The organism is Halorientalis persicus (assembly GCF_900110215.1).
GTDB lineage: Archaea > Halobacteriota > Halobacteria > Halobacteriales > Haloarculaceae > Halorientalis > Halorientalis persica.
In genome coordinates this window covers 159,731-182,328 of the sequence record NZ_FOCX01000003.1, presented here as the reverse complement: position 1 = coordinate 182,328, position 22,598 = coordinate 159,731, and the positions used below count along the sequence as shown (strand labels likewise).

At 67.6% G+C, this 22,598-nt stretch carries 25 protein-coding genes and 1 pseudogene; 11 read left to right on the top strand and 15 right to left on the bottom strand.

The window, feature by feature from the left end; genetic code table 11:
* Positions 1-18 precede the first annotated feature (18 nt).
* Positions 19-1,761: an ATP-dependent DNA helicase gene (locus BMX17_RS04680; RefSeq protein WP_092658169.1), complete on the top strand. Its 1,743-nt coding sequence runs from the start codon at positions 19-21 to the stop codon at positions 1,759-1,761.
* Between the two features lie 129 nt (positions 1,762-1,890).
* On the opposite strand, the gene BMX17_RS04675 is transcribed toward BMX17_RS04680, so the two are convergent.
* Both BMX17_RS04675 and BMX17_RS04670 read right to left on the bottom strand, forming a co-directional pair.
* A complete protein-coding gene (locus BMX17_RS04675; protein WP_092658166.1) occupies positions 1,891-2,913 on the bottom strand; it encodes a class I SAM-dependent methyltransferase in 1,023 nt (340 codons plus the stop codon).
* Complete coding sequence (locus BMX17_RS04670) at positions 2,910-4,046, bottom strand: 60S ribosomal export protein NMD3 (protein WP_092658164.1); 1,137 nt, start codon at positions 4,044-4,046, stop codon at positions 2,910-2,912. Before BMX17_RS04670 ends, BMX17_RS04675 begins: the two co-directional genes overlap by 4 nt.
* Before the next feature lie 111 nt (positions 4,047-4,157).
* Between BMX17_RS04670 and htpX the strand changes: the two genes are divergently transcribed.
* Together htpX and BMX17_RS27485 are read left to right on the top strand one after the other, a co-directional pair.
* Complete coding sequence (htpX, locus tag BMX17_RS04665) at positions 4,158-5,027, top strand: zinc metalloprotease HtpX (RefSeq protein ID WP_092658162.1); 870 nt, start codon at positions 4,158-4,160, stop codon at positions 5,025-5,027.
* 79 nt (positions 5,028-5,106) lie between these two features.
* Positions 5,107-5,262: pseudogene (locus BMX17_RS27485) on the top strand (DUF2270 domain-containing protein); the annotation flags it as partial.
* Here BMX17_RS27485 and BMX17_RS25900 read toward each other — a convergent pair.
* Entirely contained in the window at positions 5,196-5,360 is a 165-nt protein-coding gene (locus BMX17_RS25900) for a hypothetical protein (protein WP_170845327.1), read from the bottom strand. The pseudogene BMX17_RS27485 and the gene BMX17_RS25900 overlap by 67 nt on opposite strands.
* On the opposite strand from BMX17_RS25900, the gene BMX17_RS25895 reads away from it, so the two are divergent.
* Entirely contained in the window at positions 5,343-5,729 is a 387-nt protein-coding gene (locus BMX17_RS25895; RefSeq protein WP_170845326.1) for a DUF2270 domain-containing protein, read from the top strand. The two genes, BMX17_RS25900 and BMX17_RS25895, sit on opposite strands and share 18 nt — an antisense overlap.
* A 3-nt stretch (positions 5,730-5,732) precedes the next feature.
* On the opposite strand, the gene BMX17_RS04655 is transcribed toward BMX17_RS25895, so the two are convergent.
* Positions 5,733-7,583: an ATP-binding protein gene (locus BMX17_RS04655; RefSeq protein WP_092658158.1), complete on the bottom strand. Its 1,851-nt coding sequence runs from the start codon at positions 7,581-7,583 to the stop codon at positions 5,733-5,735.
* 103 nt (positions 7,584-7,686) lie between these two features.
* On the opposite strand from BMX17_RS04655, the gene pspAB reads away from it, so the two are divergent.
* On the top strand, positions 7,687-8,319 hold the full coding sequence (pspAB, locus tag BMX17_RS04650) for a PspA-associated protein PspAB (RefSeq protein WP_092658156.1): 633 nt from the start codon (positions 7,687-7,689) through the stop codon (positions 8,317-8,319).
* On the opposite strand, the gene BMX17_RS04645 is transcribed toward pspAB, so the two are convergent.
* Positions 8,316-8,987 (bottom strand): histidine kinase N-terminal 7TM domain-containing protein, encoded by a 672-nt coding sequence (locus BMX17_RS04645; RefSeq protein ID WP_170845325.1) that lies wholly within the window; start codon positions 8,985-8,987, stop codon positions 8,316-8,318. The two genes, pspAB and BMX17_RS04645, sit on opposite strands and share 4 nt — an antisense overlap.
* Positions 8,988-9,180: 193 nt before the next feature.
* Here BMX17_RS04645 and radA point away from each other — a divergent pair, with 193 nt between their 5' ends.
* Entirely contained in the window at positions 9,181-10,218 is a 1,038-nt protein-coding gene (radA, locus tag BMX17_RS04640) for a DNA repair and recombination protein RadA (RefSeq protein WP_092658152.1), read from the top strand.
* Between the two features lie 157 nt (positions 10,219-10,375).
* On the opposite strand, the gene BMX17_RS04635 is transcribed toward radA, so the two are convergent.
* Complete coding sequence (locus tag BMX17_RS04635) at positions 10,376-10,819, bottom strand: acyl-CoA thioesterase (RefSeq protein WP_092658150.1); 444 nt, start codon at positions 10,817-10,819, stop codon at positions 10,376-10,378.
* Between the two features lie 327 nt (positions 10,820-11,146).
* Here BMX17_RS04635 and BMX17_RS04630 point away from each other — a divergent pair, with 327 nt between their 5' ends.
* The 3 genes from BMX17_RS04630 to BMX17_RS04620 all read left to right on the top strand — a co-directional run bounded on the left by BMX17_RS04630 (position 11,147) and on the right by BMX17_RS04620 (position 12,358).
* Entirely contained in the window at positions 11,147-11,548 is a 402-nt protein-coding gene (locus BMX17_RS04630) for a DUF2178 domain-containing protein (protein WP_092658148.1), read from the top strand.
* Complete coding sequence (locus BMX17_RS04625) at positions 11,545-11,769, top strand: helix-turn-helix transcriptional regulator (RefSeq protein WP_092658146.1); 225 nt, start codon at positions 11,545-11,547, stop codon at positions 11,767-11,769. The genes BMX17_RS04630 and BMX17_RS04625 overlap by 4 nt, the downstream gene beginning before the upstream one ends.
* Before the next feature lie 232 nt (positions 11,770-12,001).
* Complete coding sequence (locus tag BMX17_RS04620) at positions 12,002-12,358, top strand: hypothetical protein (RefSeq protein ID WP_092658145.1); 357 nt, start codon at positions 12,002-12,004, stop codon at positions 12,356-12,358.
* A 199-nt stretch (positions 12,359-12,557) separates the two neighbouring features.
* Here the strand turns inward: BMX17_RS04620 and argF are convergent, their stop codons facing one another.
* From argF to BMX17_RS04575, 9 genes are all read right to left on the bottom strand, one after another.
* Complete coding sequence (gene argF, locus BMX17_RS04615) at positions 12,558-13,448, bottom strand: ornithine carbamoyltransferase (RefSeq protein WP_092658143.1); 891 nt, start codon at positions 13,446-13,448, stop codon at positions 12,558-12,560.
* Between the two features lie 2 nt (positions 13,449-13,450).
* A complete protein-coding gene (locus BMX17_RS04610) occupies positions 13,451-14,536 on the bottom strand; it encodes a [LysW]-lysine hydrolase (RefSeq protein ID WP_092658141.1) in 1,086 nt (361 codons plus the stop codon).
* Positions 14,533-15,672 carry an aspartate aminotransferase family protein gene (locus BMX17_RS04605; RefSeq protein ID WP_092658139.1) on the bottom strand — a complete coding sequence of 380 codons (1,140 nt, stop codon included), beginning with the start codon at positions 15,670-15,672 and terminating at the stop codon, positions 14,533-14,535. Before BMX17_RS04605 ends, BMX17_RS04610 begins: the two co-directional genes overlap by 4 nt.
* A complete protein-coding gene (locus BMX17_RS04600; protein ID WP_092658137.1) occupies positions 15,669-16,547 on the bottom strand; it encodes an acetylglutamate/acetylaminoadipate kinase in 879 nt (292 codons plus the stop codon). The genes BMX17_RS04605 and BMX17_RS04600 overlap by 4 nt, the downstream gene beginning before the upstream one ends.
* A gap of 22 nt (positions 16,548-16,569) precedes the next feature.
* Complete coding sequence (gene argC, locus BMX17_RS04595) at positions 16,570-17,619, bottom strand: N-acetyl-gamma-glutamyl-phosphate reductase (RefSeq protein ID WP_092658135.1); 1,050 nt, start codon at positions 17,617-17,619, stop codon at positions 16,570-16,572.
* Positions 17,619-18,479: a lysine biosynthesis protein LysX gene (gene lysX, locus BMX17_RS04590; RefSeq protein ID WP_092658133.1), complete on the bottom strand. Its 861-nt coding sequence runs from the start codon at positions 18,477-18,479 to the stop codon at positions 17,619-17,621. Before lysX ends, argC begins: the two co-directional genes overlap by 1 nt.
* Positions 18,480-18,525: 46 nt before the next feature.
* Positions 18,526-18,690 (bottom strand): lysine biosynthesis protein LysW, encoded by a 165-nt coding sequence (gene lysW / locus BMX17_RS04585; protein ID WP_092658131.1) that lies wholly within the window; start codon positions 18,688-18,690, stop codon positions 18,526-18,528.
* Positions 18,691-18,919: 229 nt separating this feature from the next.
* Positions 18,920-20,452 (bottom strand): argininosuccinate lyase, encoded by a 1,533-nt coding sequence (gene argH, locus BMX17_RS04580; protein ID WP_092658129.1) that lies wholly within the window; start codon positions 20,450-20,452, stop codon positions 18,920-18,922.
* A 4-nt stretch (positions 20,453-20,456) separates the two neighbouring features.
* Complete coding sequence (locus BMX17_RS04575; RefSeq protein WP_092658127.1) at positions 20,457-21,761, bottom strand: argininosuccinate synthase; 1,305 nt, start codon at positions 21,759-21,761, stop codon at positions 20,457-20,459.
* Positions 21,762-22,121: 360 nt separating this feature from the next.
* Between BMX17_RS04575 and BMX17_RS04570 the strand changes: the two genes are divergently transcribed.
* Both BMX17_RS04570 and BMX17_RS04565 read left to right on the top strand, forming a co-directional pair.
* The gene (locus BMX17_RS04570) at positions 22,122-22,304 is read left to right on the top strand and encodes a DUF7554 family protein (protein WP_092658125.1); all 183 of its coding nucleotides are present in this window, start codon (positions 22,122-22,124) and stop codon (positions 22,302-22,304) included.
* A 63-nt stretch (positions 22,305-22,367) separates the two neighbouring features.
* Positions 22,368-22,583, top strand: coding sequence for a hypothetical protein (locus tag BMX17_RS04565; RefSeq protein WP_092658123.1), 216 nt, complete (start codon positions 22,368-22,370; stop codon positions 22,581-22,583).
* The last annotated feature ends 15 nt before the right edge of the window (positions 22,584-22,598 follow it).

The window sequence follows — 22,598 nt, the reverse complement described above, 5'->3', positions numbered from 1 at the left end:
ACGCGTGGAACTGATGACGTGAACCCCGCCCGGATCGAGACGGAGTTTCCCGCGCCCGCCTATCGCGGCAACCAGGAGCAGGCGCTGGCGGACATCCGCGCCGCGTTCGAGGCCGGCAACGACGTGGTGCTGGTGCGCGCCCCGACCGGGAGCGGCAAGTCCCTGCTCGCGCGATCCATCGCTGGGGCAGCCCGCACCGCCGGGGAAGCCGAGGCCAACGAGCCCATCGGCGCGTACTACACCACACCCCAGGTCTCACAGCTCGACGACGTGGCATCCGACGACCTGCTGGAAGACCTGGAGATCATCCGCGGGAAGAACAACTACTCCTGTATCCTGCCGGGCGAGACCGATACCCCCGTCGATCAGGCCCCCTGCAACCGCGAGCGGATGTTCGACTGCCAGGTCAAACACCGCTGTCCGTACTTTTCCGATCGATCGATCGCCGCCAACCGTCCCATCGCCGCGATGACGCTGGCCTATTTCATGCAGACCGCCGGCTCTGACGTGTTCGGCCAGCGCGACGTGGTCGTCATCGACGAGGCCCACGGCCTCGCCGAGTGGGCCGAGATGTACGCGACCATCGATCTGTCGCCCCGCCGCGTCCCGGTCTGGGGTGACGTGCAACCGCCCGACATCGACGGCCCCGACGACGCCGAGGGGTACGCCGAGAAAGTGATGCGGATCGCCTCGCGCCGCCAGGAGGAGTTGCGGGGCAACGCCGAACTCGACCCCGACGAGGTGGCCGAACGCGACCGACTGACCGAGTTGATCTCGGAACTCCAGTGGTTCCTCGAGGACTACCGGGACCCCGACAGCGCGACGACGTGGGTCGTCGACCAGCCCGACGGCGCGGGGACGGCGGTGACGATCAAGCCGATGAACCCCGAGCGCTATCTGAAACACACCGTCTGGGACCGCGGCCAGAAGTTCGCCCTGCTGTCGGCGACCATCCTCAGCAAGGACGCGTTCTGTGCCGGCGCGGGACTGGACCCGTCCCGGGTGGCGCTCGTGGAGGTCGACCACACCTTCCCCGTCGAGAACCGGCCGCTGTACGACGTGACACAGGGGAAGATGACCTACGAGGAGCGCGACCGGACCCTCCCCCGCATGGCCGAAACGCTGGTGCGGATCATGCAGGCCCATCCCGACGAGAAGGGGCTCGTCCACTGCCACTCCTACGGGATTCAGGAGCGACTGGTCGACCTGCTCAGCGAGTACGGTGTCGACGAGCGCGTCCGCGTCCACGACCGTGAGAACCGCGACGCCGTCCTCTCGACGTGGAAGCGAAGCGACGGCAACGAGGTCTTTCTGTCCGTGAAGATGGAGGAGGCGCTTGATCTGGAGGGCGACCTGGCGCGCTGGCAGTTGCTCTGTAAAGCGCCCTACCCCAACACGCGGGACTCGCGGGTCGCTCAGCGGCTGGAGGACGGCCAGTGGGGCTGGTACTACCGGGCGGCGCTCCGGACGGTGATCCAGGCCTGTGGCCGCGTGGTCCGGGCACCGGACGACTACGGGGCGACGTATCTGGGAGATTCCTCGTTGCTCGACCTCTTCGAGCGCGCTCGCACCGATATGCCCGACTGGTTCGCCGAACAGGTCGACCGGATGTCGACGCCCGACCTGCCGGCGCTCGATTCGGGCGCGGCGGTCGGCGAATCCAGCGGGCGGAGTCGGTCCCGGTCGCGCTCACGATCGCGTCGCTCGTCGACCCGTGACTCCGACGGTTCCCACCCCCTGTCGGACGTCTGGGACAGCTAGAAGAACGACACCGTCGCGTAGGCGATCGGTGAGCCGATCATCAGGATCACGAAGATGATCGCAATGATCTGTTTTCGGTCCATACCCGCCCTTCGGTACCACGGGAATTAGGGTTTTCGCACTCCCAGATTACGCGACCCGCGCGTCAACGACGACGTGGGCGACCCCCTCGCTGTACCCTTTGACCTTGCGACGGTCCAGAATCTCCACCGCCCGGCCGCGCTCGGCGGCGGCCTCGGTGAGTCGTTCGACGGGGCGGTCGTACACCAGCGTCTCGGGCGTGGCCTCGTGCAGATGGACGATACCACCGGGAACGAGGGCATCGAGGGCCGCGTCGAGGTACTCGTGGGCCTCGTAGTAGCCCATCACTACCCGGTCGGCCTCGACGCCATCGGCCACGTCCCGGCAGTCCGCCCGGTAGAGGTCGACCCGCTCGTGAACGTCGTTGAGTTTGGCGTTCTCCAGCAGATAGCGGAAGGAGGCGGGGTTGATCTCGGCGGCCGTGACCCGCGCGCCGGCCCGGGCCATCGGGAGCGTGAAGTAGCCGACGCCGGCGAACATATCGAAGACGCGGTCATCGGCTTCGACTGCCTCACCCATCCGTTTGCGTTCGGCCTTGTTCCCCGGCGAGAACATCACGTCGGCCAGATCGAGCGCGTACCGGGTCCCGTGCTCAGTATGAATCGTCTCGGTGTCGCCCGCACCCGCGATCACCTCCACGTCGGGACGCCGTTGCTCGCCGTCGATGCCGTGGCGCGCCAGCACAGTGTCGGCGTTGGCGTGGAGGTCGAGCAACGCCTCGCCCACCTCGTCGGGACGGGGCGCGTCGCCGATGTCCACGAGGACGACGGTGCCGATGACCGCCCACGACCCCGGCGCTCGCTCGCGTTCGGCCTCGGTCCAGCCCCGTTCCCGGAGGTGATCGTCCAGATTCCGGAGGCGGGGCTCGGCTTCCTGCCGGACGATCTCTCGGATCGCGGTTTCCTCGGGCGGGGCCGTCACCGGGAGCGCGACAGCGTCCTCGCCGAACGGTCTGACGCTGCGGTCGTCGTCGTAGACGCCCTCCGCTCGGAGCGCGTCGGCTGCCGTCTCGGTGCGACCGCGGGCGACGACCGCAGCGAGGGGGTCGGCGTCGTCGGTCTCGTCGGTCATGCCTCGTCGTCCTCGCCGTCGTTCTCGTCGTCCTCGGGCAGCACGTGCAGACCGGCGCGACTCTTGAGCACGGGCACGCTGTCCGCATCGGGGTCGAGATAGTCCGGCCGGGCGACGGTCTTGGCCTCGTAGGTCTCGGGGTCCAGCACTTGCACGGCGTGGTCGTCCTCGACGGCGACGAGGGTCGTCTCGTCGGCCTCCTCGCGGGTGCCCAGCCGCCGGGCGTCCGGGGCGTTCTCGTCCTCGAAACTGGCCTCGAAGGACTCGCCGGTCGTGACGCGCCGTCCCTTGAGGTTGCCCCTGACGCTGCGAACGAGGACGGGCCCGTCGTCGTCTTCGGGATCGATGATCTCGCCGGGGCGGTAGCGGGGCAGGCGGATGGCGTAGGTCACCCGGTAGACCTCGTTGCCGTCGCTGTCCTCGGTGACGAGGGTCTCGTTCGAGGTGTAGCTGCCGCCCAGCTGGCGGACGATCCGGTCGGCGACGGCCTTCCCGAGTTTCGTCGTCGAGAGCCGCATATTCAGGCCGCCCTCGGTCCGTTTGGCTTCGGTGACGAACGCTTCGCGGTCGCCGTCGTCCTCGCGACCGGCGACGTACTCCCGGGCGATCCGCTCGGCTTCGTCCAGTTCGCCGTCGCTGGGGTCACGCTCGTCGGCCCGCACCTGTACGATGGCGGCGTAGGACCCGCCGGCGATCCGGCCACAGCGCTTGCAGGTCTCCCGCGAGATCTTCACGGGCACGAGCACCTCCTCGACGACGGGCGTGTCCCGGACGACACCCGAAAAGCGGCAGTGCATCTTGATCGTCGTCGCGTCGACCTGTTCGGGGGCGACCTCCCAGTCGACGGCCTCGGCCTCCAGGTGGACCGCCAGCGCCTCGCTGACCTCCTCGACGGCCACGTCGACGTAGTCGTCGGCTCCCACGTCGACCCAGCGGTTGCCGCGGTGGACCGCGCCACACTGGGCACAGACGCGGATCTCGATACGATCCGGCGCGTCAACGAGGTCGAACTCCTCGAAGTAACAGTCGTTACAGAGCACGCGATCCGGATCTCTGGGTTCGCCGGGCCTGGGTTCCGGCCGCTCCGGGATAGTCTCCCCGCAGCGCGGACAGAACTCGCGTGACTCGCTCATTGGCCCCTCGTACTCGATTCGGCCGGTTAAGCCTCGCGCTCTCGGTCGCAGGCCCCGCCACGCTGTCGCGGCCCACGCGGTCCTTAATTGGACGCGGCCCCTACGGGACGCATGGAGTGGCAGACAGACTGGGGGCTCCGGGGCCGTATGCTGGTGACCATGCTGTTGCTCGGCGGCCTCTACGTCCTGTTCATCGGCGTCCTCTCGCTGTACTTCCAGGGCATTCTCCCCATCTTGCTCGTGATGGGCGCGTTCATGGGCGCACAGTTTTTCTTCAGCGACAAACTGGCGCTGAAGAGCATGGGCGCGAGCGAAGTCGGCGAGTCCGAATACCCCGACCTCTACCGGTCGGTTCGCCGACTCTCCCAGCAGGCGGACCTGCCGATGCCGACGGTTGCCGTCGCCGACTCGGACGTGCCCAACGCCTTCGCGACCGGGCGGTCCCAGCAGACCGCGACCGTCTGCGTAACCACCGGCCTGCTGGCGACGCTTTCGGCCGACGAACTCGACGGCGTGTTGGCTCACGAACTCGCCCACATCAAGAACCGCGACGTGGCGGTGATGACCATCGCATCGTTCCTGTCGACCATCGCCTTCCTGATCGTCCGGTGGGGATGGCTGTTCGGGGGTCGCAACCGCCGCGGCGGGGGCGTCGTCGTCGCCATCGCCATCTCGCTCGTCGTCTGGGTCGTCTCGTTCCTGTTGATCCGGGCCCTCTCGCGGTATCGGGAGTTCGCGGCCGACCGCGGCGGCGCGCTCATCACGGGCAACCCCGCCGCGCTAGCCTCGGCGCTTTCGACCATCGACGGCCGGATGGACCGCGCCCCCACGGAGGATCTGCGCGAGCAGGCGGAGATGAACGCCTTCTTCGTGATCCCCATCACGCGGGGGTTCATCGGGAAGTTCGCCCGTACCCACCCCGCGACCGAGCGCCGGATCGAGCGGCTCCAGGCGCTCGAACGCGAACTGGCGGGACGGTGACCGTGGCGGCTACCCGGTAGCGCTTCCCGCGGTTGCACCTGCCGACAATCGGCAGTGCGGCGGCGTTCGAAACGCCCGTATGTGCGACGCGACAGACACCGATCCGCCAGACGTGGGCGAGCGGGTGAGCGACGACATCGAGACGGCCACCTCGCTGATGGGTCACTACTACCGCGGCGAGTTGGATCGGACGAACACCGAACAGAATCGGATCGACCGGACGACCAACTGGGCGATCACGCTGCTCGCCGCGATCCTGGCACTCGTCTTCTCCAGCGGCGACCAGCCACACACGTCCTGCTCGTGGGCATCCTCGTGTTGGGCCTGCTCCACGTCGTCGAGACGCGGCGCTACCGGGCCGACGACGCCCGGCGGTCTCGCGTGCGACTGGTCGAGGAGGACCTGCGCGACCCCGCACACAAGATCGCGTTCGCCGAGGCGTATACCCGTCGGCTACGGCGGGTCTCCCTCCCGCTTTTCCTCGTCGTCCTCGCCGCCTGGGTCGTCCGGATACTGCTCGTCGCACCGGGCGGCGATCCGTTCGCGTCCGCCGCCGTCTTCGGCCTGCCGGGGCGACTCGTCGTCGCGAGCGTCGCCGCCCTCGCGATCGCGCTGTTGGCCGTCGCGTTCTGGCCGCGAAGTCGGAAAGCGAAAGGGGAACTGCAGGAACGCGGGAAGGCCGGCGACCGGAAAGACGAGTAAGAGCTACGGCGATCCGCCCGTCGAGGTGTCCAGGTCGCGGATGGTACCGGGCGGAACTGCCGGCGGCGTCCGTGGCGGGACTTCGGTCGCCGCGGCCGCCTCGTCGACGGCCGCCGCGTCGTCCGTATCGGCGGGCGTCGGGATGCGGACGCGAACGATCGTCCCGTGGGGTTCGTTGTCCTCGAAGCTGAGCGAGCCGCCCATTCGGGTGACACCCCACTTGACGCCCCAGAGCCCCAGGCCGCTCCCGTGTTCGAGCGGGGCCTCGTCGCCGGCGACGACCGGCGAGCGCTCGGACTCGGGGATGCCGGGGCCCTCGTCGGTGACGGTGATCTCGACCGGGAGATCGGCCTTGGGGTCGACGGTGACGGACACGTCGACGGTCGGGTCGGCCGACTCGTCGTGCTCCACGGCGTCATCGGGAGCCTGCGACCGAGGGCCCGTCGAACCATGTTCGACGGCGTTTTCGACGAGATCTTCGATGACGGGGTGGAGGACACGGTGGTCGGCCCGAGCGACGACGGTGTCGGGGGCCGACCGGGAGATGTCACAGCCCGTCTCCTCCCGGATCGTGTCGACGGCATCCTGTACGATCCTGGTCACGTCGGTCCGGGGATCGGGGGTCACTGGGACGGCCATCATCCGCTCGATCCGGCGGGCCTTGTCGCCGGTCTCGGCGATCGACAGTGCAGTGTCGACGACCTCGTCGGCGATCTCGGCGACGTCGTCGTCGACCCGTTCGGCGATCACCTCCGCGCGGGTGACGATGGTCGCGGTCTCGTTGCGGAGGTTGTGCCGCAGGACGCGGTTGAGCACCGAGAGCCGCTGGCGGCGGGTGTACCGCTCGGTCACGTCGCGGAGGACGAGCGTGTGTCCGATGCAGTGGCCCTGCTCGTTGGTGAGTTCGGACACCGACGGGTCGAACTGGCGGGGACCGGTAGCGGTGTCGAGGCGCACGCCGTCCCGGTCGGCCAGGGCGTCGACCGAGGTCCCCAGCACGTCGTCGGCGGTCCGACCGACGGGTTCGCCGTCGTCGGCGAACGTCTGGCGCGCCCGTTCGTTGAGCCGGACGACCCGCCCGGTGCTGTCGGTGACGATCACGAGGTCGTCCATCTCTTCGAGGACGGTCTCGGGACCGATGGTCCCGGCCGCGGGCAACCCCTCGAACAGGCGGTACCGGGCAACGGCGGCGACGGCGGCGACGGCACCGATGGCGATCGCGCCGGCACGGACCATCTCGTCGGCGACGCCCGGCACGGAGGTGTCGGTGACCCGGAGCGCGCCGTGGATGAAGTTCCCGACCCAGGGCGCGACGACGATCAGCGCCAGCGCGGCCCCCAGCGACGGCCCGAGGTGATCCCGGCGTAGCCCCGTCCGGACGAGCAGGCCGACCGCGACGAGCAGGACGGTCGCCGAGTAGAAGTGCATCGCGACGTAGCCGCTGTAGACACTGAGTGCGAAGGTTTCCGAGACGGTCTGGAAGAAACCAGCCTCGACGAGCCCCACCCACGTGCCGGCCAGCGCGGCGACGACGGCGGGCGAAATCAGCGCCACCGTCCGCCGCCGGGAGGTGAACTCGAAGAGGCCGTAGTACTCGAAGGCAAAGCGGGCCCACACGACCGGCATCACGACGACGATCAGGGGGTAGATGCCCGTGGCCAGGCTGACCGTCCCCACCAGATAGTAGGCCACGCCGGACCCGACCGCTCCGACGGCCAGCAATCCGAGCGTCGCCGCGAACCAGTGTGCCCCGGCCCCCGGGCGACGGCGAGTGACCCAGACCGCGACGGCCGCGAACGCGACGGCACTGGACACGGACAGCGCCGTCACTGCCGGCACGCTCTGGACAGCCATGGTGTCAACACTCCGGCACTGACGGGGCTTAAATCCGGGTCGAGAAACGACAGTCGAAACGACAGTGAGCAGAGCCAAGAGCGTCCGCTCCCACGGTGTGGGTATGGGACTGTTCGACCGACTCCGGCGGGTCCTCGGGACCGAGGCCGAAGCCGCCGCCACCCGGCCGGCCGACCCCGAAGACCTGTTCGGGATGAGCACCGCCTACGTCACGATGGCGGCCGATCTGGGGTTCGAGTCGGCGGGCGTCGCTGCACTCTGTTTTTCCAGCGTCGACAGCGCGGACTTCACCGACGCCGTCGACGAGGTCGCGGCCATCCTCGACGCCGGCGAGGCCGAGACCGGCACCGCCGCGGCGTTCCGCGCGGATCGGCACGGCTACGACTGGATCGTCCTCGAAGACGACGACGTGGAAGACCTCCTGACGAGCCTCCACTTCGCCGCCGACACCCTCGTCGAACGGGGCTACGGCTCCCGACTCCTCGCGGCACTCTTCGCCTTCGAACGGACCGAGACCGCGCTCGCCGGCGACACCGCCGACCGCCCGTTGTACTGGGTGTACTCGTTCCGACGGGGCGCGTACTACCCGTTCGCGCCGGCGGGCGAGCACGAGCGCGACGACACGACCGAGTTCAAACTCGCGAGCGTCCTCGACGGCGAACTCGACGTGGAGGACGACGAAAGCTACTGGTATCCGCTCTGGCCCGAGTCAGCCAGCGGTCACCCCTGGGATTAGAGGTAAAACATCGCGGCCATGATACAGACCCCCGAGACCAGGAAGCCGAAGGGACCGTAGTCGATCGTCGTGCCCCCGATCACGTAGATGCCGGTGCCGACCGTCGGCAAAATCGTGGCGACCAGAAACGCCGTGCTCGTGTTTATGACCCCTTCGTCGAGGCGATCGAGCACCGCCTGCCCGAACAGCGCGATCGCGGCCACCGCGATCCCCAGCGAGTAGTACGCGTAGAGCGGGAACCACGGCCCGAACTGGTAGGTCAGCGGGAGTATCGCGCTCTCGCTGTTCGCCAGGAAGGGACCTGCCACCCAGAGCCCGTGGCTCACGACGATCATCACGGTCGTCACGACCGGGATCACGGCCAGCGCGGCCACGTTCCGGGCGTTGATCAGGTCGTCCCGGCCGGTGAACCGAAACGCCAGAAGCAGGATCGCCGTCGGCACGATCGCGCTCCCGATGAAGTGGATCTTGTACCAGAAAATCGCCGTCTGTCCGGGCTGGGAACTCATCTCCATGGCGTATCCGCCAGCCCAGAACACGGCCCCGATGAACACGGCAAACAGTTCGTACGCGCCCTTCTGTTCGTGATTGTACCCCGTCAGCGCCGCCAGGCCGGTCCCGACGACCGCGACGATCCACAGCGGTATCGTGTATACTGTAAATTCCACACCGAATCCCCCGTTGGAGAGTATCAACGGACACTCATATATAAAGATTGCAATTGCTATGCGAATTACCCCCACAGCATCTGATAGTTAAGCCCTCGGACAGGAGTCGAGATCGACCCGCCGCAGGCCGGCAGTTTCACTTTCACCACGGTGTTAACGGGGGTTTATGTGGGAGGGGGCAGAAGGGCAGCGTATGGCAACGAACGAAGACCTCGAAGAGCTGCCGGGTGTGGGACCGGCGACAGCGGAGAAGCTGAAAGAGAACGGATTCGACGGCTATCAGGGTATCGCGGTCGCCAGCCCCGGGGAGCTGTCCAACACCGCCGACATCGGCGAATCGAGCGCCGCCGACATCATCCAGGCCGCCCGCGAGGCCGCCGACATCGGCGGCTTCGAGTCCGGTGCCGCAGTTCTGGAACGCCGTGAACAGATCGGGAAGCTCACCTGGGGCGTCGAGGAGGTCGACGAGTTGCTCGGCGGCGGCGTCGAGACCCAGTCGATCACCGAGGTGTACGGCGAGTTCGGGGCCGGGAAGTCCCAGGTCACCCACCAGCTCGCGGTCAACGTCCAGCTCCCCAAGGAACACGGCGGCCTCGAAGGCAGTGCGATCTTCGTCGACAGCGAGGACACCTTCCGCCCCGAGCGGATCGACCAGATGGTCCGCGGACACGACGACGACGTACTCCAGGACACGATGGAACTGTTCGGGATGGAAGACGCCAGTGTCGATAACGAGGACGACCTGGAGGTACTGGTCGAGCGGTTCCTCGACAACATCCACGTCGCGAAGGCGTTCAACTCAAACCACCAGATCCTGCTCGCGGAGAAAGCGAAGGAGATCGCCAGCGAGAGCCAGGACGACGAGTTCCCCGTCCGCCTGCTCTGTGTCGACTCCCTGACCGCGCACTTCCGCGCCGAGTACGTCGGTCGTGGCGAACTCGCCGAGCGCCAGCAGAAGCTCAACAAGCACCTCCACGACCTGATGCGCGTCGGCGACCTCAACAACACCGCCGTCGTCGTCACCAACCAGGTCGCCTCCAACCCCGATTCGTTCTTCGGCGACCCTACCCAGCCCATCGGGGGCAACATCCTGGGCCACACCTCCACGTTCCGCATCTACCTCCGGAAATCCAAGGGCGACAAGCGGATCGTCAAACTCGTCGACGCCCCCAACCTCCCCGACGGTGAGGGCGTCATGCGCGTCGAGGAAGGCGGCCTGATGGACGAGTAACCGCCCACTTTTTCCGTCAGGGGGGTGCGCGGGGCGCACCCCCCTGCGCAAAAACTTGGGGAAAAAGGCCGAGCGCGCGCCGCCGGCGCGCGCTCGGTACGACGCGGTGTGGTGACCGTACAGCACCGGAACCGCAACCGCACCTCGCCGGTCTTCCCTACTCGCTGGACTCGTCGGCGAGAGCCGTCTCCCGCAGGCGTTCGCCGCGCTCGGTCTCGGCGGTGAGTTCGGGGACCGGCGTCGGATCGCCCGCCTCGTCGACCGCGACGAAGACGAAGTAGGAGTCGGTTGTCTGCTCGCGCTCCCCGGTTCGGGGCGCTTCGTGGAACGCCTGCAACCGGACGCGGACGCTCGTTCGCCCGGTCGCGTAGGCGTAAGCGGTGACGACGCAGGTGTCGCCCTGCGGCACCGGGCGCTCGAAGTTGAGATCGCTGACGTGGGCGGTGACACACGCCTCGCCGGCGTGTCGCATCGCGCTCAGCGCACCGACCTCGTCCATCCACCGCATGATGTTGCCGCCGTGTGCGGCCCCGTAGTTGTTGGTGTCGTTGGGCTGGATCCGCTCCCTGTTCTCGATGTACGTCTCCGTGATCGTCGCCATGGTAGTGCGTCGGCACCCGAGTGCAAAAGCGAGACGGCGCGGCAGGAACGCGGCCCTACGGATGCGGCGTCGAACGCGACGCCGGCAATCGACCCAGAGACCGACTGTACTGCCGTTCAGGCCCGTCTAACCCACGGGGCGTAAAACTTATTTTACTACGTCAAATGTGTTTTACTGTAAAACGCTCTTTACGACAAGAGCGTTTGACGAGGTGGCACGCATGGAACGAACACGGCGAACCCGCGACGCGAACGCACAGATCGGCGCTGACCTCCCGTTCGGCGCTGTACCGATCCGGTTTCGACGACTGGTCCGGGGGATCGAGACGTGACGGGAGTGTTCGAGCGCGCCGGTCGGATTCGCTCGGCGGTCGCGGGCCTGGCGGCCGTCTCCGGCCTCGGCCTCGCGGCGTTTACGGTGCTGAACCGGCCGTTCGTCGCCGTCGGCGTCTACGCGGTCGCGCTGGCGGGCGCAGTGGGGCTCCAGGCGACCGCCGAGGTCCCCGTCTTCGACGAACGGGACGAGGCCATCTCCCGGGACGCCGCGAACTGGACACTCGCCATCTTCGGCTGGGCCTCCGCGGGCGTGTTCCCCGCGCTGACGGTCGCGTGGGGGCTCGGTATCTTCGAGTGGCCACTCTGGAGCGTGGCTATCGCACTGTTCGTCGCGGTGTTGTACCTCACCTACGGGGCGCTCGCGTTCGCGCTGGGACGGAAGCGATCAGCATGAAAAACTCACTGCAGGCGTACCGGGAACGGTACGGACTGAGCCAGCGCGAACTGGCCGAACACGTCGGCGTCACGCGCCAGACCATAAATGCCGTCGAGGGCAACAGGTACGACCCCTCCGTCGAACTCGTGTTCAAACTCGCCGCGTTCTTCGAGTGTCCGGTCGAGGACGTGTTCCACCCGGAGGTGGACGTCGAGACGACCGCGAGCGATCACGAGTGAAAACGGAGAGCGTGTCCCCGGAACTCCTCCATGAGAGACGGGGCGGGAGGGCAGCGGGGCCGCAGGGGCAGGCAGGGTGGTGTGCGGGTGGTGGGCCACCCACTCGTTCCTTGGCACCGCGGGATAACAGTGCTACCGGAGAGTCAAACGGTCGTTTGAGTCTCGATCCCCGATCCGCCCATCGACGGGCTGGGACGCCAGATTGATGATCCGTTCGACACGAACTGGCGGCATGGTCCCGCGGGTAACCGACATCCCTGCACCGGGGCCCGTTCCCGTCGCACTCTTCGTACTCACGGCGGCCGGCGCACTCGATTGGCTGATCTGGACTGGACGGGTCGCCCTCGTGTCGCTCCCGAGCGTCGAACTCATCTTCATGCTCCTGTTCGTCTCGTGGGTTGGTGTAGTGCGGCCGCTCCGATCCCGCACGTCCGAATACCGATTCAGGGAAAGCGGCGTTTCCGCCAGTCACTCGCCGGTGCTACGCTTGCTCACCAAGCCACACCAGCAGGCCGTTCTGGGCGTGCATCCGGTTCGCCACCTCCACCTTTTTCTGCGTCGGGTCGCGCTTCGCGCGACCACTCCTTGAAAAACGTGGGCGAAAAAGCGGCCACTCGCTCCGCTCGTGGCCGATGCTATCCTTGCTCGGACAGCCACACCAACAGCCCGTTCTGGGCGTGCATCCGGTTCTCCGCCTCCACCTTTTTCCGCCTCGGGTGCGCTGCGCGCACCACTCGCCGCAAAAACGTGGGCGAAAAAGCGGCCACTCACTCCGTTCGTGGCCGCTGCTACGCTTGCTCACCAAGCCACACCAGCAGGCCGTTCTGGGCGTGCATCCGATTCTCCGCCTGATCCCAGACGATCGAATTCTCGCTCTCCAGCGCTTCGTCCGTGACCTCCTCGCCGCGATGGGCTGGCAGGCAGTGCATCAGCGGCCGGTCCCCGAGCAGGTCGGTGGTCACCTGGAACCCCTCGAAGTCGGCCAGTTTCTGCTCGCGCCGGTCTTCCTGACCCATGCTCACCCACACGTCGGTGTAGACCACATCGGCGTCTTCGACGGCCGCCTCGGGGTCGTGGGTGGTCTCGGGTTCGCTGCCGAGTCCCGCCGCCCGCTTTAGCACGTCGTCGTCGATGCCGTAGCCCTCGGGCGTGGCGACGGTCAGGTCGATACCGGCCATCGCCGCGCCGAGGACGAACGACTGGGCGACGTTGTTGCCGTCGCCGACCCAGGCCACGTCCACGTCGAACCCGCCGAACCGCTCGCGGATCGTCAGCAGATCCGCCAGCGTCTGGCAGGGGTGGGCGTCGTCGGTCAACCCGTTTATCACCGGGACGGTAGCGAACTCGCCCAGTTCCACCACGTCCGCGTGATCGAACACCCGCGCCATGATGAAATCGACGTACCGCGAGACCGCGCGGGCCGTGTCCTTGATCGGCTCACCGTGCCCGAGGTGGATGTCGTCCGGCCCCAGGAAGATGGCGTGGCCCCCGAGCTGTGTCATCCCGGTCTCGAAGGAGACCCGCGTCCGGGTCGATGGTTTCTCGAAGATCATACCCAGCGTCTGATCGACCAGCGGTTGCCGGCCGTCGTCGGCCGCCTTCAGCTCTGCGGCCCGGTCGAGAACCGTCGTCAGTTCGTCGCCGGTCAGGTCGTCGACGTCCAGAAGTGCGCGCACCATGTCTACTCCTCCATCAGCCGCTGGGCGACCGTCTCCAGTACCTCGACCGAGCGGTCGTACTCCGCGAGTTCGAGGTGTTCGTTGGGCGCGTGATCGAGGTCGGAGTCGCCGGGACCGTAGGTAACCATGGGACAGTCCCACGCCTGTGCGTACACGTTCATATCGCTTGTGCCGGTCTTCCGGAGCAGACGGGGATCACCCCCCGTCTGTCGGATGGCCGCACGGAACGCCCGCGCCACGTCCGTCCGGGGCGACATCATCACGGGCTCGACCTTGTCCTTCCAGTGGACCCGGTCGGCCACGTCCAGATGTCCCTCGGTGATTTCGATGACCTCGGCGGTGTTCATGCTCGGCGGCACGCGCAACTGCACTTCCATCGTCGCCTCGACCGAGAGCCCGTCGTCGGTGAGTCCACCCTCGATCTTCGTGGGTTTGGGAGTCACGCGCTCGAAGACGGCCTCCCACTCGTCGGTGGCGAACTCGTCCTCGACGTTGCTCCACCAGGCGATCGCGTCCTGCACGGCGTTGTTCTCCGGGCGGGAGGTGTGGCCCGACTCGCTGGTCGCCACGTAGGTGCCGGCCACCAGACCGCGGTAGCCGAGCGTGATCCCCTCCCAGCCGGAGGGTTCGCCGTTGATCACGGCGTCGGGTGCCGACTCCCGGTCCTCGATCAGGTAGCGGCTGCCACGAGAGTCGACCTCCTCGCCGACGACGCCGACGAACGAGGCTCCGGTCCGGACCGCGGCCACGGCCATCGCCGCCAGCGGCCCCTTCGCGTCGACGCTACCCCGACCCCAGAGGGCCTCCTCGTCGCCGGCTTCGGCCCCGCTAATCTCGACGGGGATGTCGCCGGGGACGGTGTCGATGTGTGAGGTCAGGAGGACGCCGTCGGCGGCGGGCGCACGGACGTTGCCCACCTCGTCGATCCAGGCCTCGCGGTCGTGGCCCTCGAAATAGGAGACCAGCACCTCCGCACAGCGGCGCTCCTCGCCCGACACCGACGGCGTCGAAACGAGGTCGACGAGCAACTGCCGGGCCTCCCCGTCCACGTCGATACTGCTCTGGCTGGTGAACTGGGTGCCACTCATGCGTCGCCCTCCCCGATGGTGGCGACGAGCGCGTCGACCACCTCGTCGGCGTGGTCCTCGGTGATCGTCAGCGGCGGGAGCAGCCGTACGACCGTCCGTCCCGCCGGCAGCGCCAGCACACCGTGGTTCAGCGCCAACTCTTTGAGCACGCGGTTGGCCCCGCGGCCGACCTCGACGCCGATCATCAGGCCCTCGCCCCGGACCTCGCGCACGTCGTCGCCGAGTTCGTCGTCGAGCCGATCCTGGATGTACGAGCCGATACGGGCCGCGTTCTCGGTGACCCCGTCGTCGAGGATCGTCTCGACGGTCGCCTCGGCGGCCGCCGAGATCACGGGGCCACCCGAGAACGTCGAAGCGTGGGAGCCGTAGTTCTCGGCGATCCACTCGCGACACAGCGTCGCGCCGATGGGGAGGCCGTTCCCGAGCCCCTTGGCGCTCGTTATCATGTCGGGCACCACGTCGGCCTCCGCCGAGGCCCACAGGCTGCCCGTGCGGCCCATCCCGGTCTGGACCTCGTCGAAGATCAGCGCCGCACCGGCGTCGGCGGTGACCTCGCGGGTCCGCTGGAGGAACGCGTCGCTGGCGGGGTTGATCCCGCCCTCGCCCTGGACGGGTTCGACGATGACCGCCGCCGTCTCCTCGTCGACGGCCTCGGCCATCGCCTCGGGGTCGTCGTAGGGCACGAACTCCACGTCGCCGATCAGGGGCTCGTAGGGTTTCTTGTACTTGTCCTTCCACGTGGTCGCCAGCGCGCCCATCGTCCGGCCGTGGAAGCCCTGCATCGTCGCGACGATCTTCGAGTCGCCGGTGGCCGAGCGGGCGAACTTCAGCGCCGCCTCGTTGGCCTCCGTGCCCGAGTTACAGAGCCACGTGTAGTCGATGTCGCCGGGCGCAGTCTCGGCCAGCAGGTCGTACAGCCGCGTCCGGGTCTCGACGGGATAGGACGCCTGCACGTAGGTCAGGTCGTCCAACTGGTCGCGGACGGCCGACTGGACCGCCGGGTGGTCGTGCCCCAGCGGGACGCAGGCGTAACTGGCCCCCATGTCGAGGTACTCGGTGCCGTCCGATCCGTAGAGGTACGCTCCCTCGCCGCGTTCGATCTGTATGGGTTTCTCGTTGAAGACGAATCCAGTCATTGTAGTGCCTCCTGATACAGGTGTGTCCCGCCGCCGTCCAGCGCCGAGAGGATCGGCTCGTCGGCGTTGGCGTCCGCGATCACGACCTCGTCGGCCCCCGCGTCCAGCGCCTCCTCGGCCGCCATGATCTTCCGACCCATGAAGCCCTCGGCGGCGTCTTCCAGTGCCGTCCACTCCTCGCTCGTCTCGACGGCCTCGATCAGCGACTCGGGGTCGTCGGGATCCTCGTAGACGCCTTCCACGTCGGTCAGCAGGACGAGCGTTCCGCCGAGTTCGCCCGAAATCGCCGCCGCCGAGCGGTCGGCGTCGGTGTTGACGGGAACGATCTCCGCTCCCGGCTCGTCGCCGCTCGCGCTGTCCGACGCACTCCGCGCCTCGCGCCCCTCGTCTGCGCCGGCCATCGGCGGCGCGGCAACCGGAACGTATCCATCACGCAGGAGCGATTCGAGCAGGTCGCCGTTGACCTGCTTGATGGTCCCGGAGTGGTCGCCCCGTTTGATCTTCTTCTTGCCGTCCTCGACGACACGGACCGCCGACTTCCGGGGGCCGTACAGGAGCTTTCCGTCGACGCCGTTGAGACCGACGGCGTCCACGTCGAGGCTCTGCAGGCCCGCGACCAGTTGGGTGTTGAGGTGGCCAAAGACCATCTCGAACACCTCCATCGTCTCCGCGTCGGTGAACCGACCGACCACACCGCTGGGCGTCTCGACGTACTCCGGTTCGATGCCGAGTCGCTCCAGCGTGTCGTCGACGGCGGTCGACCCGCCGTGGACGACCGCCACGTCCTCGCCGTCGTCGTCGAGCGTTGCGATATCCGAAAGGGCACCCGCGGGATCGACCGCGCGAGCGCCGCCGACTTTGATAACTGTAGTCATTACGAAAATACCTCTCCAGTTGCTACGGGGAGCCCACGGGGTGCAGACCCCGAATGTCGAGGCCCGCCGTCTCCTCCAGCCCCAGGGCGACGTTTGCGGCGTGGACGGCCTGACCGGCCGACCCCTTCATCATATTGTCGATGGCCGAGAACACGACCAGCCGTTTGTTTCCGGGGTCGAGTTCGAAGCCGACTTCGGCCTTGTTCGTCCCCGCGACGGCCTTGGGCTCGGGGTAGCGATAGACGCCACCGCCGCCCGCGACGAGTTCGACGAACGGTTCGTCCTCGTACTGGCTGCGGTACGCTCCCCACAGATCGCCCTTCGAGATGGGGCCGTTGGGGAACACGTGACAGGTCGCGCTCGCGCCGCGGATCATCTCCACCGCGTGGACGGTGAAGGACACGTCGACGCCGAGGAACTGCTGGATCTCGGCCTCGTGGCGGTGACCGGTGGGCGCGTAGGGGCGGACGACGCCGGAGCGCTCGGGGTGGCTGGAGGCCTCCCCGCCGCCGGCACCGCCCTCCGAGGACCCGACCTTCACGTCGACGACGATCTGCTCGTCGCCGTCCAGTACCCCTTGCTCGAACAGGGGCAGGAGTCCGAGGATCGTCGCGGTGGCGTTACAGCCGCCGGAGGCGACGATTTCGGCTCCTTCGAGGTTCTCACGGTTCAACTCGGGCAGGGCGTACTCGGCCTTTTCGAGGAGTTCGGGCCGACTGTGACCGTCGTACCACTCCTCGTACTGGGCTTCGGTGTCGAGCCGGAAGTCCGCCGACAGGTCGACGACGGTCCCGGCGGCGTCGCGGAACTCGTCGATCCGCTCCATCGTGACGCCGTGGGGCGTCGCGGCGAACAGCACGTCGACCGATTCGAGGTCGTCGGGCTCGGAGAAGCGCAGGTCCAGGTCCCGCAGGTTCGGGTGCTGGTGGCCGACCGTCTTGTTGGTCTTCGAGCGACTCGTCGCCTGAACGATCTCGAACTCGGGGTGGCCTGCGAGCAACCGCAGGAGTTCCCCGCCGGTGAAGCCGGTGCCGCCGACGACCGACGCAGTGAGGGAGGCATCCGTACTCATCAGGCGCTCACCTCCTGTTGTGCCTTCGTCTCCAGCCAGTCCACGACGCGGGCGGGCACGTCCACGTCGGTCGCCTCGTTCAAAGCCTTGAACTCGACGTTGTGGTTGACCTCGTGGACGGTGTACCCCTCGCCAGTCCCCATGAGGTCGACGCCGAGCAGGCCGCCGCCCACGGCGTCGGAGGCGCGTTCGACCAGGTCGAGCGCCTCGTCGTCGAGGCCGAACTGGTCGGTTTCGGCCCCCTTGGCGGCGTTGGTGATCCAGTGGTCCGACGAGCGGACCATCGCGGCGACGGGTTCACCGTCGGTCGCGAGCACACGGATGTCCTCGCCGCCCTTCTCGACGTACTCCTGGACGTAGAACACCTTGTGCTCGTAGTGACCCAGCGTCTCCTTGTGTTCGAGGATGGCCTCGGCGGCCGTCCGGCTGTCGATCTTGGCCATCAGGCGACCCCACGAGCCCACGACGGGCTTGAGGACGCAGGGGTAGCCGAACTCCTCGATGGCCTCCATGGCCGCGTCCTTGGTGAACGCGACGGTCGTCTCGGGCGTGGGGACCGCGTTCTCGACCAGCGCGAGGCTGTTTTTGGCCTTGTCGGCGCACACCCCGGCGGTGTCGGGGTGGTTGACGACGGGGATATCGTAGGCGTCCACGAACTGCGTGGCGTAGACGCTCCGGCTGGTCGCGAGACACCGATCGACCACGAGGTCGACGCCCTCGAAGTCGGCAGGCGGCTCGGACAGTCCGAACTGCTGTTTGCGGACGTCGATCTTCGTGACCTCGTGATCCCGGTCGCGAAGCTCCGAGAGGAGGAGTTTCTCGTCTTTGCGGATGCGCGAGTAGAGTATGCCGAAATTCATGGTATCACCGGCCGGCGACGGGCCCGCCGCGCGGCCGAACGCTGACTCACTCGCCCCAGTCCTCTTCGAGCTCGGGTGCCGAGTCCAGCTCGACGGGGTCGGTGTCGACGACTTCCAGTTCCGCACCGCAGGTCGAACAGTCGACGATCTCTCCCACTTCCAGGTCGTCGTGCAGGGTAACCTCGGCCCCACACTCGATGCATTCCGTCATTGGTACCTGCAAGTCACGCTCGTTACCACTTAAAACCTTCGGACTTGTCGGGAAGAATTAACGACGTAAAGTGCCGTCTAACCGTGGAAAGGTCGACTTTTGCGGCATTTCATGAATCCTGTATCATGGTTCTGGTAATTCGTCCCCTCGCGGGGATCGCGGTCGCGGTGCGGGGGCCGCTGTGCCCCGGCCTCGCGGGTGTTCGCGTCGCAGCCGAACGGGTCGGGACTCAGACATAGCCGGCCACCTCCGCGCGGAGTCGGTCGTCGGCGTCGGCCAGCGCAGTCCGCTCGTCGGCCAGTGCCTCGCGGTCGGCGTCGAGGTCGCCCCGCGCCGATTCCAGTTGGTCGGCCACCGCCGCGGGCGCGGGGCCGCCGACCGAGTCCCGGCTCGCCACGCTCGCCGCGGGATCGAGGGCGTCCTCGACGGCCGCGCGATCGACGTAGGCCGACAGCGAATCGCCAAGCACCGCCTCGGCCGCCGCGTCCAGCGTCTCGTAGTCGGGGTCGGCGGCCTGCTCCGCGGCGTGGGCCACGAGTTCGTGGGCCGTCCGGAAGGGCAGTCCTTCCATCGCCAGCAGGTCCGCGACGCCCGTCGCCGTCGAGAAGCCCGCACCGGCCTCCGCGGCCAGCAGGTCCGCGTTCCACTCCGCCGTGGCGACCGCACCGGCCGCGACTTCGGTGGCCTCGATCACCGCGTCGACCGACTCCCAGCCGTACTGCCCCGCCCGCTGGAGGTCGCGGTTGTACGCGCGAGGGAGCCCCTTCAGCGTCGTCAACAGGCCCGACACCGCGCTGTGGGCGTCGCCCGCGCGAGCGCGGACCAGTTCCAGCGTGTCCGGGTTCTTCTTCTGGGGCATGATCGACGATGTCGAGGAGTAATCGTCCGAGAGGTCGACGTACCCGTCGTTGGCGAAGATCACGAGATCCTCGGAAAGGCCCGACAGCGTCGTCGCCAGGTTCGCCAGCGCCGTCGTCGCCTCCAACAGGTTGTCCCGCGCCGACGCCGCGTCCATCGAGTTCCCGAGTACTGAATCGAACCCCAGCAACTCCGCGGTCCGCTCGCGGTCGATGTCGAAGGGCGTCCCGGCGAAGGCCGCCCCGCCCAGCGGCGAGCGGTTCGTCCGCGCGTAGGCGTCGAGCAACCGCTCGGTGTCACGGGCCAGCGCCCGCTCGTAGGAGAGCAGGTAGTGGCCCACCGTCGTCGGCTGGGCGTACTGGAGGTGGGTGAACCCGGGCATCAGCGTCTCCGCGTGCTCGTCGGCCGCGTCGAGCAGTTGCTCGCGGGCCCCGACGACGGTCTCGACGGCGTCGAGCAGATCCTCGCGCAGGCGGTAACGGATACAGGCCGCCACCTCGTCGTTGCGCGAGCGCGCGGTGTGCATCCGCCCGCCCTCGGGGCCGACGCGCTCGATCACTGCCGTCTCGATGGCGGCGTGCACGTCCTCCCCCTCGGGCAGTGCGGCGTGGCCCGCGTCCTCGATCTCGTCGAGCGCCGTGAGGATCGCACCCGCGTCGTCGGCGTCGATTATGCCCTGCTCGGCGAGCATCACGACGTGGGCGCGATCCACGGCGAGGTCCGCGGCGAAGATGCGCTCGTCCGCGGCGAGCGAGGAGAGGAACCCACGGGCGGGGCCGCCGCTGAAGCGGTCCCGACGGACGACATCCCCGGGAGCGTCAGCGACCGGGGGCTCGTCGGAGCTTGCTCCGACGGTGTCGCCGGAAGCGTCGGCGTTCGCGTCGTCGGTGGGTTCCTCGGTCATGGGTTTACTCGTCGGTCTCTGTCTCGCCGCTTCCGTCCGACGACGTCCCACTCGCGTCGCTCGCGGGACCCCCGTCCGTCACGGCCTCGGCGGCCGCGCTGTCGACGGACTCGCTGACCTTGTTCGCCAGGCGCTCCTGGAAGCCGTGGTACTTCGCGACGCCGGTGGCGTCGGCCTGTTCGATGTCGTCGGTGACCGCTTCCGTGTTGAAGGATGCCTGTCCTTCCGCGTAGCAGGCGTACTCGCTCTCGCGAGCGACCGGGCGGGCCTGCCCGCCTTCGAGTTTCACCGTGACGGTGCCGGTGACGCGTGTCTGGGTCTCCTCGATGAAGCCTTCGAGCGCGCGGAAGAGCGGTGCCTTGACGAGGCCCTGGTAGCCCTTCTCGGCCCACTCCTGATCGATGCCTTGCTTGAAACTGCGTTCTTCCTTGGTGAGCACCAGTCCTTCGAGCGCCTCGTGGGCCGCCAGCAGGACGGTGGCCGCGGGGTGTTCGTAGTTTTCCCGCACTTTCAGGCCGAGCATCCGGTCTTCCATCGTGTCCGTACGACCGATGCCGTGCGCGCCGGCCTGCTCGTTCAGCTGTTCGATGATCTCGACGGGATTCAGCTCCTCGCCGTCGACGGCGACGACCTCGCCCTGCTCGAACTCGATGTCGACCAGTTCGGCCTCTTTGCCGCTGGGACTCTCTGTCCAGTCGTAGATCTCGTCGCCGGGGACGTGACTGGGGTCTTCCAGTTCCGAGCCCTCGACCGAGCGGCTCCAGAGGTTCGTGTCGATGCTCCAGCGGCCGCCGTCGCCGCCCTCGACAGGCAGGTCCTTCTCCTTCGCGTACTCCTGTTCCCACTCGCGGGTGAGGCCGAGTTCGCGAACGGGCGCGTGGACGTTCAGATCCGAGTCGCGCCAGACCGTCTCGAAGCGGAGCTGGTCGTTGCCCTTGCCGGTACAGCCGTGGGCCAGCGCGGTACAGCCCTGCTCCTCGGCGACTTCGAGGATCGCCGTGGCGATGACCGGGCGCGCCAGCGCGGTCCCCAGGGGGTAGCCCTGATACGTCGCGTTGGCCTTGACGGCGTCCAGACAGAGGTCGGCGAACTCGGCTTTCGCGTCGACCACGTAGTGATCGAGACCGAGCGCATCGGCGGTCTCTTCGGCCTCCTCGAACTCCTCGGCGGGTTGGCCCACGTCGACGGTGACGCCGATCACGTCGTCGTAGCCGTACTCTTCTTTCAGCAGCGGTACACAGACTGTCGTGTCGAGCCCGCCCGAGAAGGCGAGCGCGACCGTTCCTTCGGTGTCGTCGGGTTCTGGCATGTGTGTGGTGTGAATCGCGGTGTAGTGCGGACCGCCCGGAACCAGTCAGTGGGCGGTTCGAGACGAAACGACCGTAGAGTGAAGTGGGAATGAGGTGGGCCTAACGGCCCCGTCGTCGGAAAAATCGCGGTCGCGGGAAACGGTGAACGGACCCGCCGGTCCCGCACGCAGGCGAACCGGTTCCGCAGGTCCGTGTCATGTACCCGCCACTACCGGAGATTCGTATTAAAACCTTCCGAGATTCCGTTCCCGTGACCCGCGATGACACATCTCGGGGACGCCGGCGCGCGACCGCTCGTCGGATGCCACCGGGCTGGGACGGCCACAACCCCTTTGCCGCCGTCGCGCGCAGTCCCTGACATGAACCTCCGTGCCGCGCTCGACACCGACGACCTGCTCAAGATCGTACTGGTGCTCGTGATCGTCTTGCTGGCCGTCGAACTCGTCGAAGAAGTCGTCGGCTTCGTCTTCGGCCTGCTCGGCCCCCTGCTCGCGCTCGTGATCCTCGCTCTCATCGTCCTCTTTCTGCTCGACCGCATCTGACCGACCGGGCCTGTCGCCTGTCGAACCATTGGTTTTAAGCTGAAACCGGTAGATATCACCGATATGGGCGAGGGGCAAGTTACGACGGCCAGCGAGGGCCGAGTCACGGCGACGAAGGTCAGAAACCTCTTTATCTTCCTGGGGCTGGGGTTACTCCAGTTGATGGTCATCTTCCAGGGGTTGGCTGGCTACTGGGGGATCAAGATTCCGGTGTTTCCGCTGTTGTTGATCCTGCTGGGGTTCGTCGCGGGCGGACTGTTGTTCATCGCGAACTTCTGAGCGGTCGCGACCAGC

Bases quoted from the DNA above. Each gene is read 5' to 3' on its own strand.
- argC (WP_092658135.1), bottom strand. From the start codon at position 17,619: ATGAGTACGGATGCCTCCCTCACTGCGTCGGTCGTCGGCGGCACCGGC.
- BMX17_RS04610 (WP_092658141.1), bottom strand. From the start codon at position 14,536: ATGAGTGGCACCCAGTTCACCAGCCAGAGCAGTATCGACGTGGACGGG.
- BMX17_RS04670 (WP_092658164.1), bottom strand. From the start codon at position 4,046: ATGAGCGAGTCACGCGAGTTCTGTCCGCGCTGCGGGGAGACTATCCCG.
- BMX17_RS04575 (WP_092658127.1), bottom strand. From the start codon at position 21,761: ATGCCAGAACCCGACGACACCGAAGGAACGGTCGCGCTCGCCTTCTCG.
- BMX17_RS04625 (WP_092658146.1), top strand. From the start codon at position 11,545: ATGAAAAACTCACTGCAGGCGTACCGGGAACGGTACGGACTGAGCCAG.
- BMX17_RS04635 (WP_092658150.1), bottom strand. From the start codon at position 10,819: ATGGCGACGATCACGGAGACGTACATCGAGAACAGGGAGCGGATCCAG.
- BMX17_RS04675 (WP_092658166.1), bottom strand. From the start codon at position 2,913: ATGACCGACGAGACCGACGACGCCGACCCCCTCGCTGCGGTCGTCGCC.
- argH (WP_092658129.1), bottom strand. From the start codon at position 20,452: ATGACCGAGGAACCCACCGACGACGCGAACGCCGACGCTTCCGGCGAC.
- BMX17_RS04620 (WP_092658145.1), top strand. From the start codon at position 12,002: ATGGTCCCGCGGGTAACCGACATCCCTGCACCGGGGCCCGTTCCCGTC.
- lysW (WP_092658131.1), bottom strand. From the start codon at position 18,690: ATGACGGAATGCATCGAGTGTGGGGCCGAGGTTACCCTGCACGACGAC.
- BMX17_RS04570 (WP_092658125.1), top strand. From the start codon at position 22,122: ATGAACCTCCGTGCCGCGCTCGACACCGACGACCTGCTCAAGATCGTA.
- BMX17_RS04565 (WP_092658123.1), top strand. From the start codon at position 22,368: ATGGGCGAGGGGCAAGTTACGACGGCCAGCGAGGGCCGAGTCACGGCG.
- pspAB (WP_092658156.1), top strand. From the start codon at position 7,687: ATGGGACTGTTCGACCGACTCCGGCGGGTCCTCGGGACCGAGGCCGAA.
- BMX17_RS04605 (WP_092658139.1), bottom strand. From the start codon at position 15,672: ATGACTGGATTCGTCTTCAACGAGAAACCCATACAGATCGAACGCGGC.
- radA (WP_092658152.1), top strand. From the start codon at position 9,181: ATGGCAACGAACGAAGACCTCGAAGAGCTGCCGGGTGTGGGACCGGCG.
- BMX17_RS04600 (WP_092658137.1), bottom strand. From the start codon at position 16,547: ATGACTACAGTTATCAAAGTCGGCGGCGCTCGCGCGGTCGATCCCGCG.
- BMX17_RS04655 (WP_092658158.1), bottom strand. From the start codon at position 7,583: ATGGCTGTCCAGAGCGTGCCGGCAGTGACGGCGCTGTCCGTGTCCAGT.
- htpX (WP_092658162.1), top strand. From the start codon at position 4,158: ATGGAGTGGCAGACAGACTGGGGGCTCCGGGGCCGTATGCTGGTGACC.
- argF (WP_092658143.1), bottom strand. From the start codon at position 13,448: ATGGTGCGCGCACTTCTGGACGTCGACGACCTGACCGGCGACGAACTG.
- lysX (WP_092658133.1), bottom strand. From the start codon at position 18,479: ATGAATTTCGGCATACTCTACTCGCGCATCCGCAAAGACGAGAAACTC.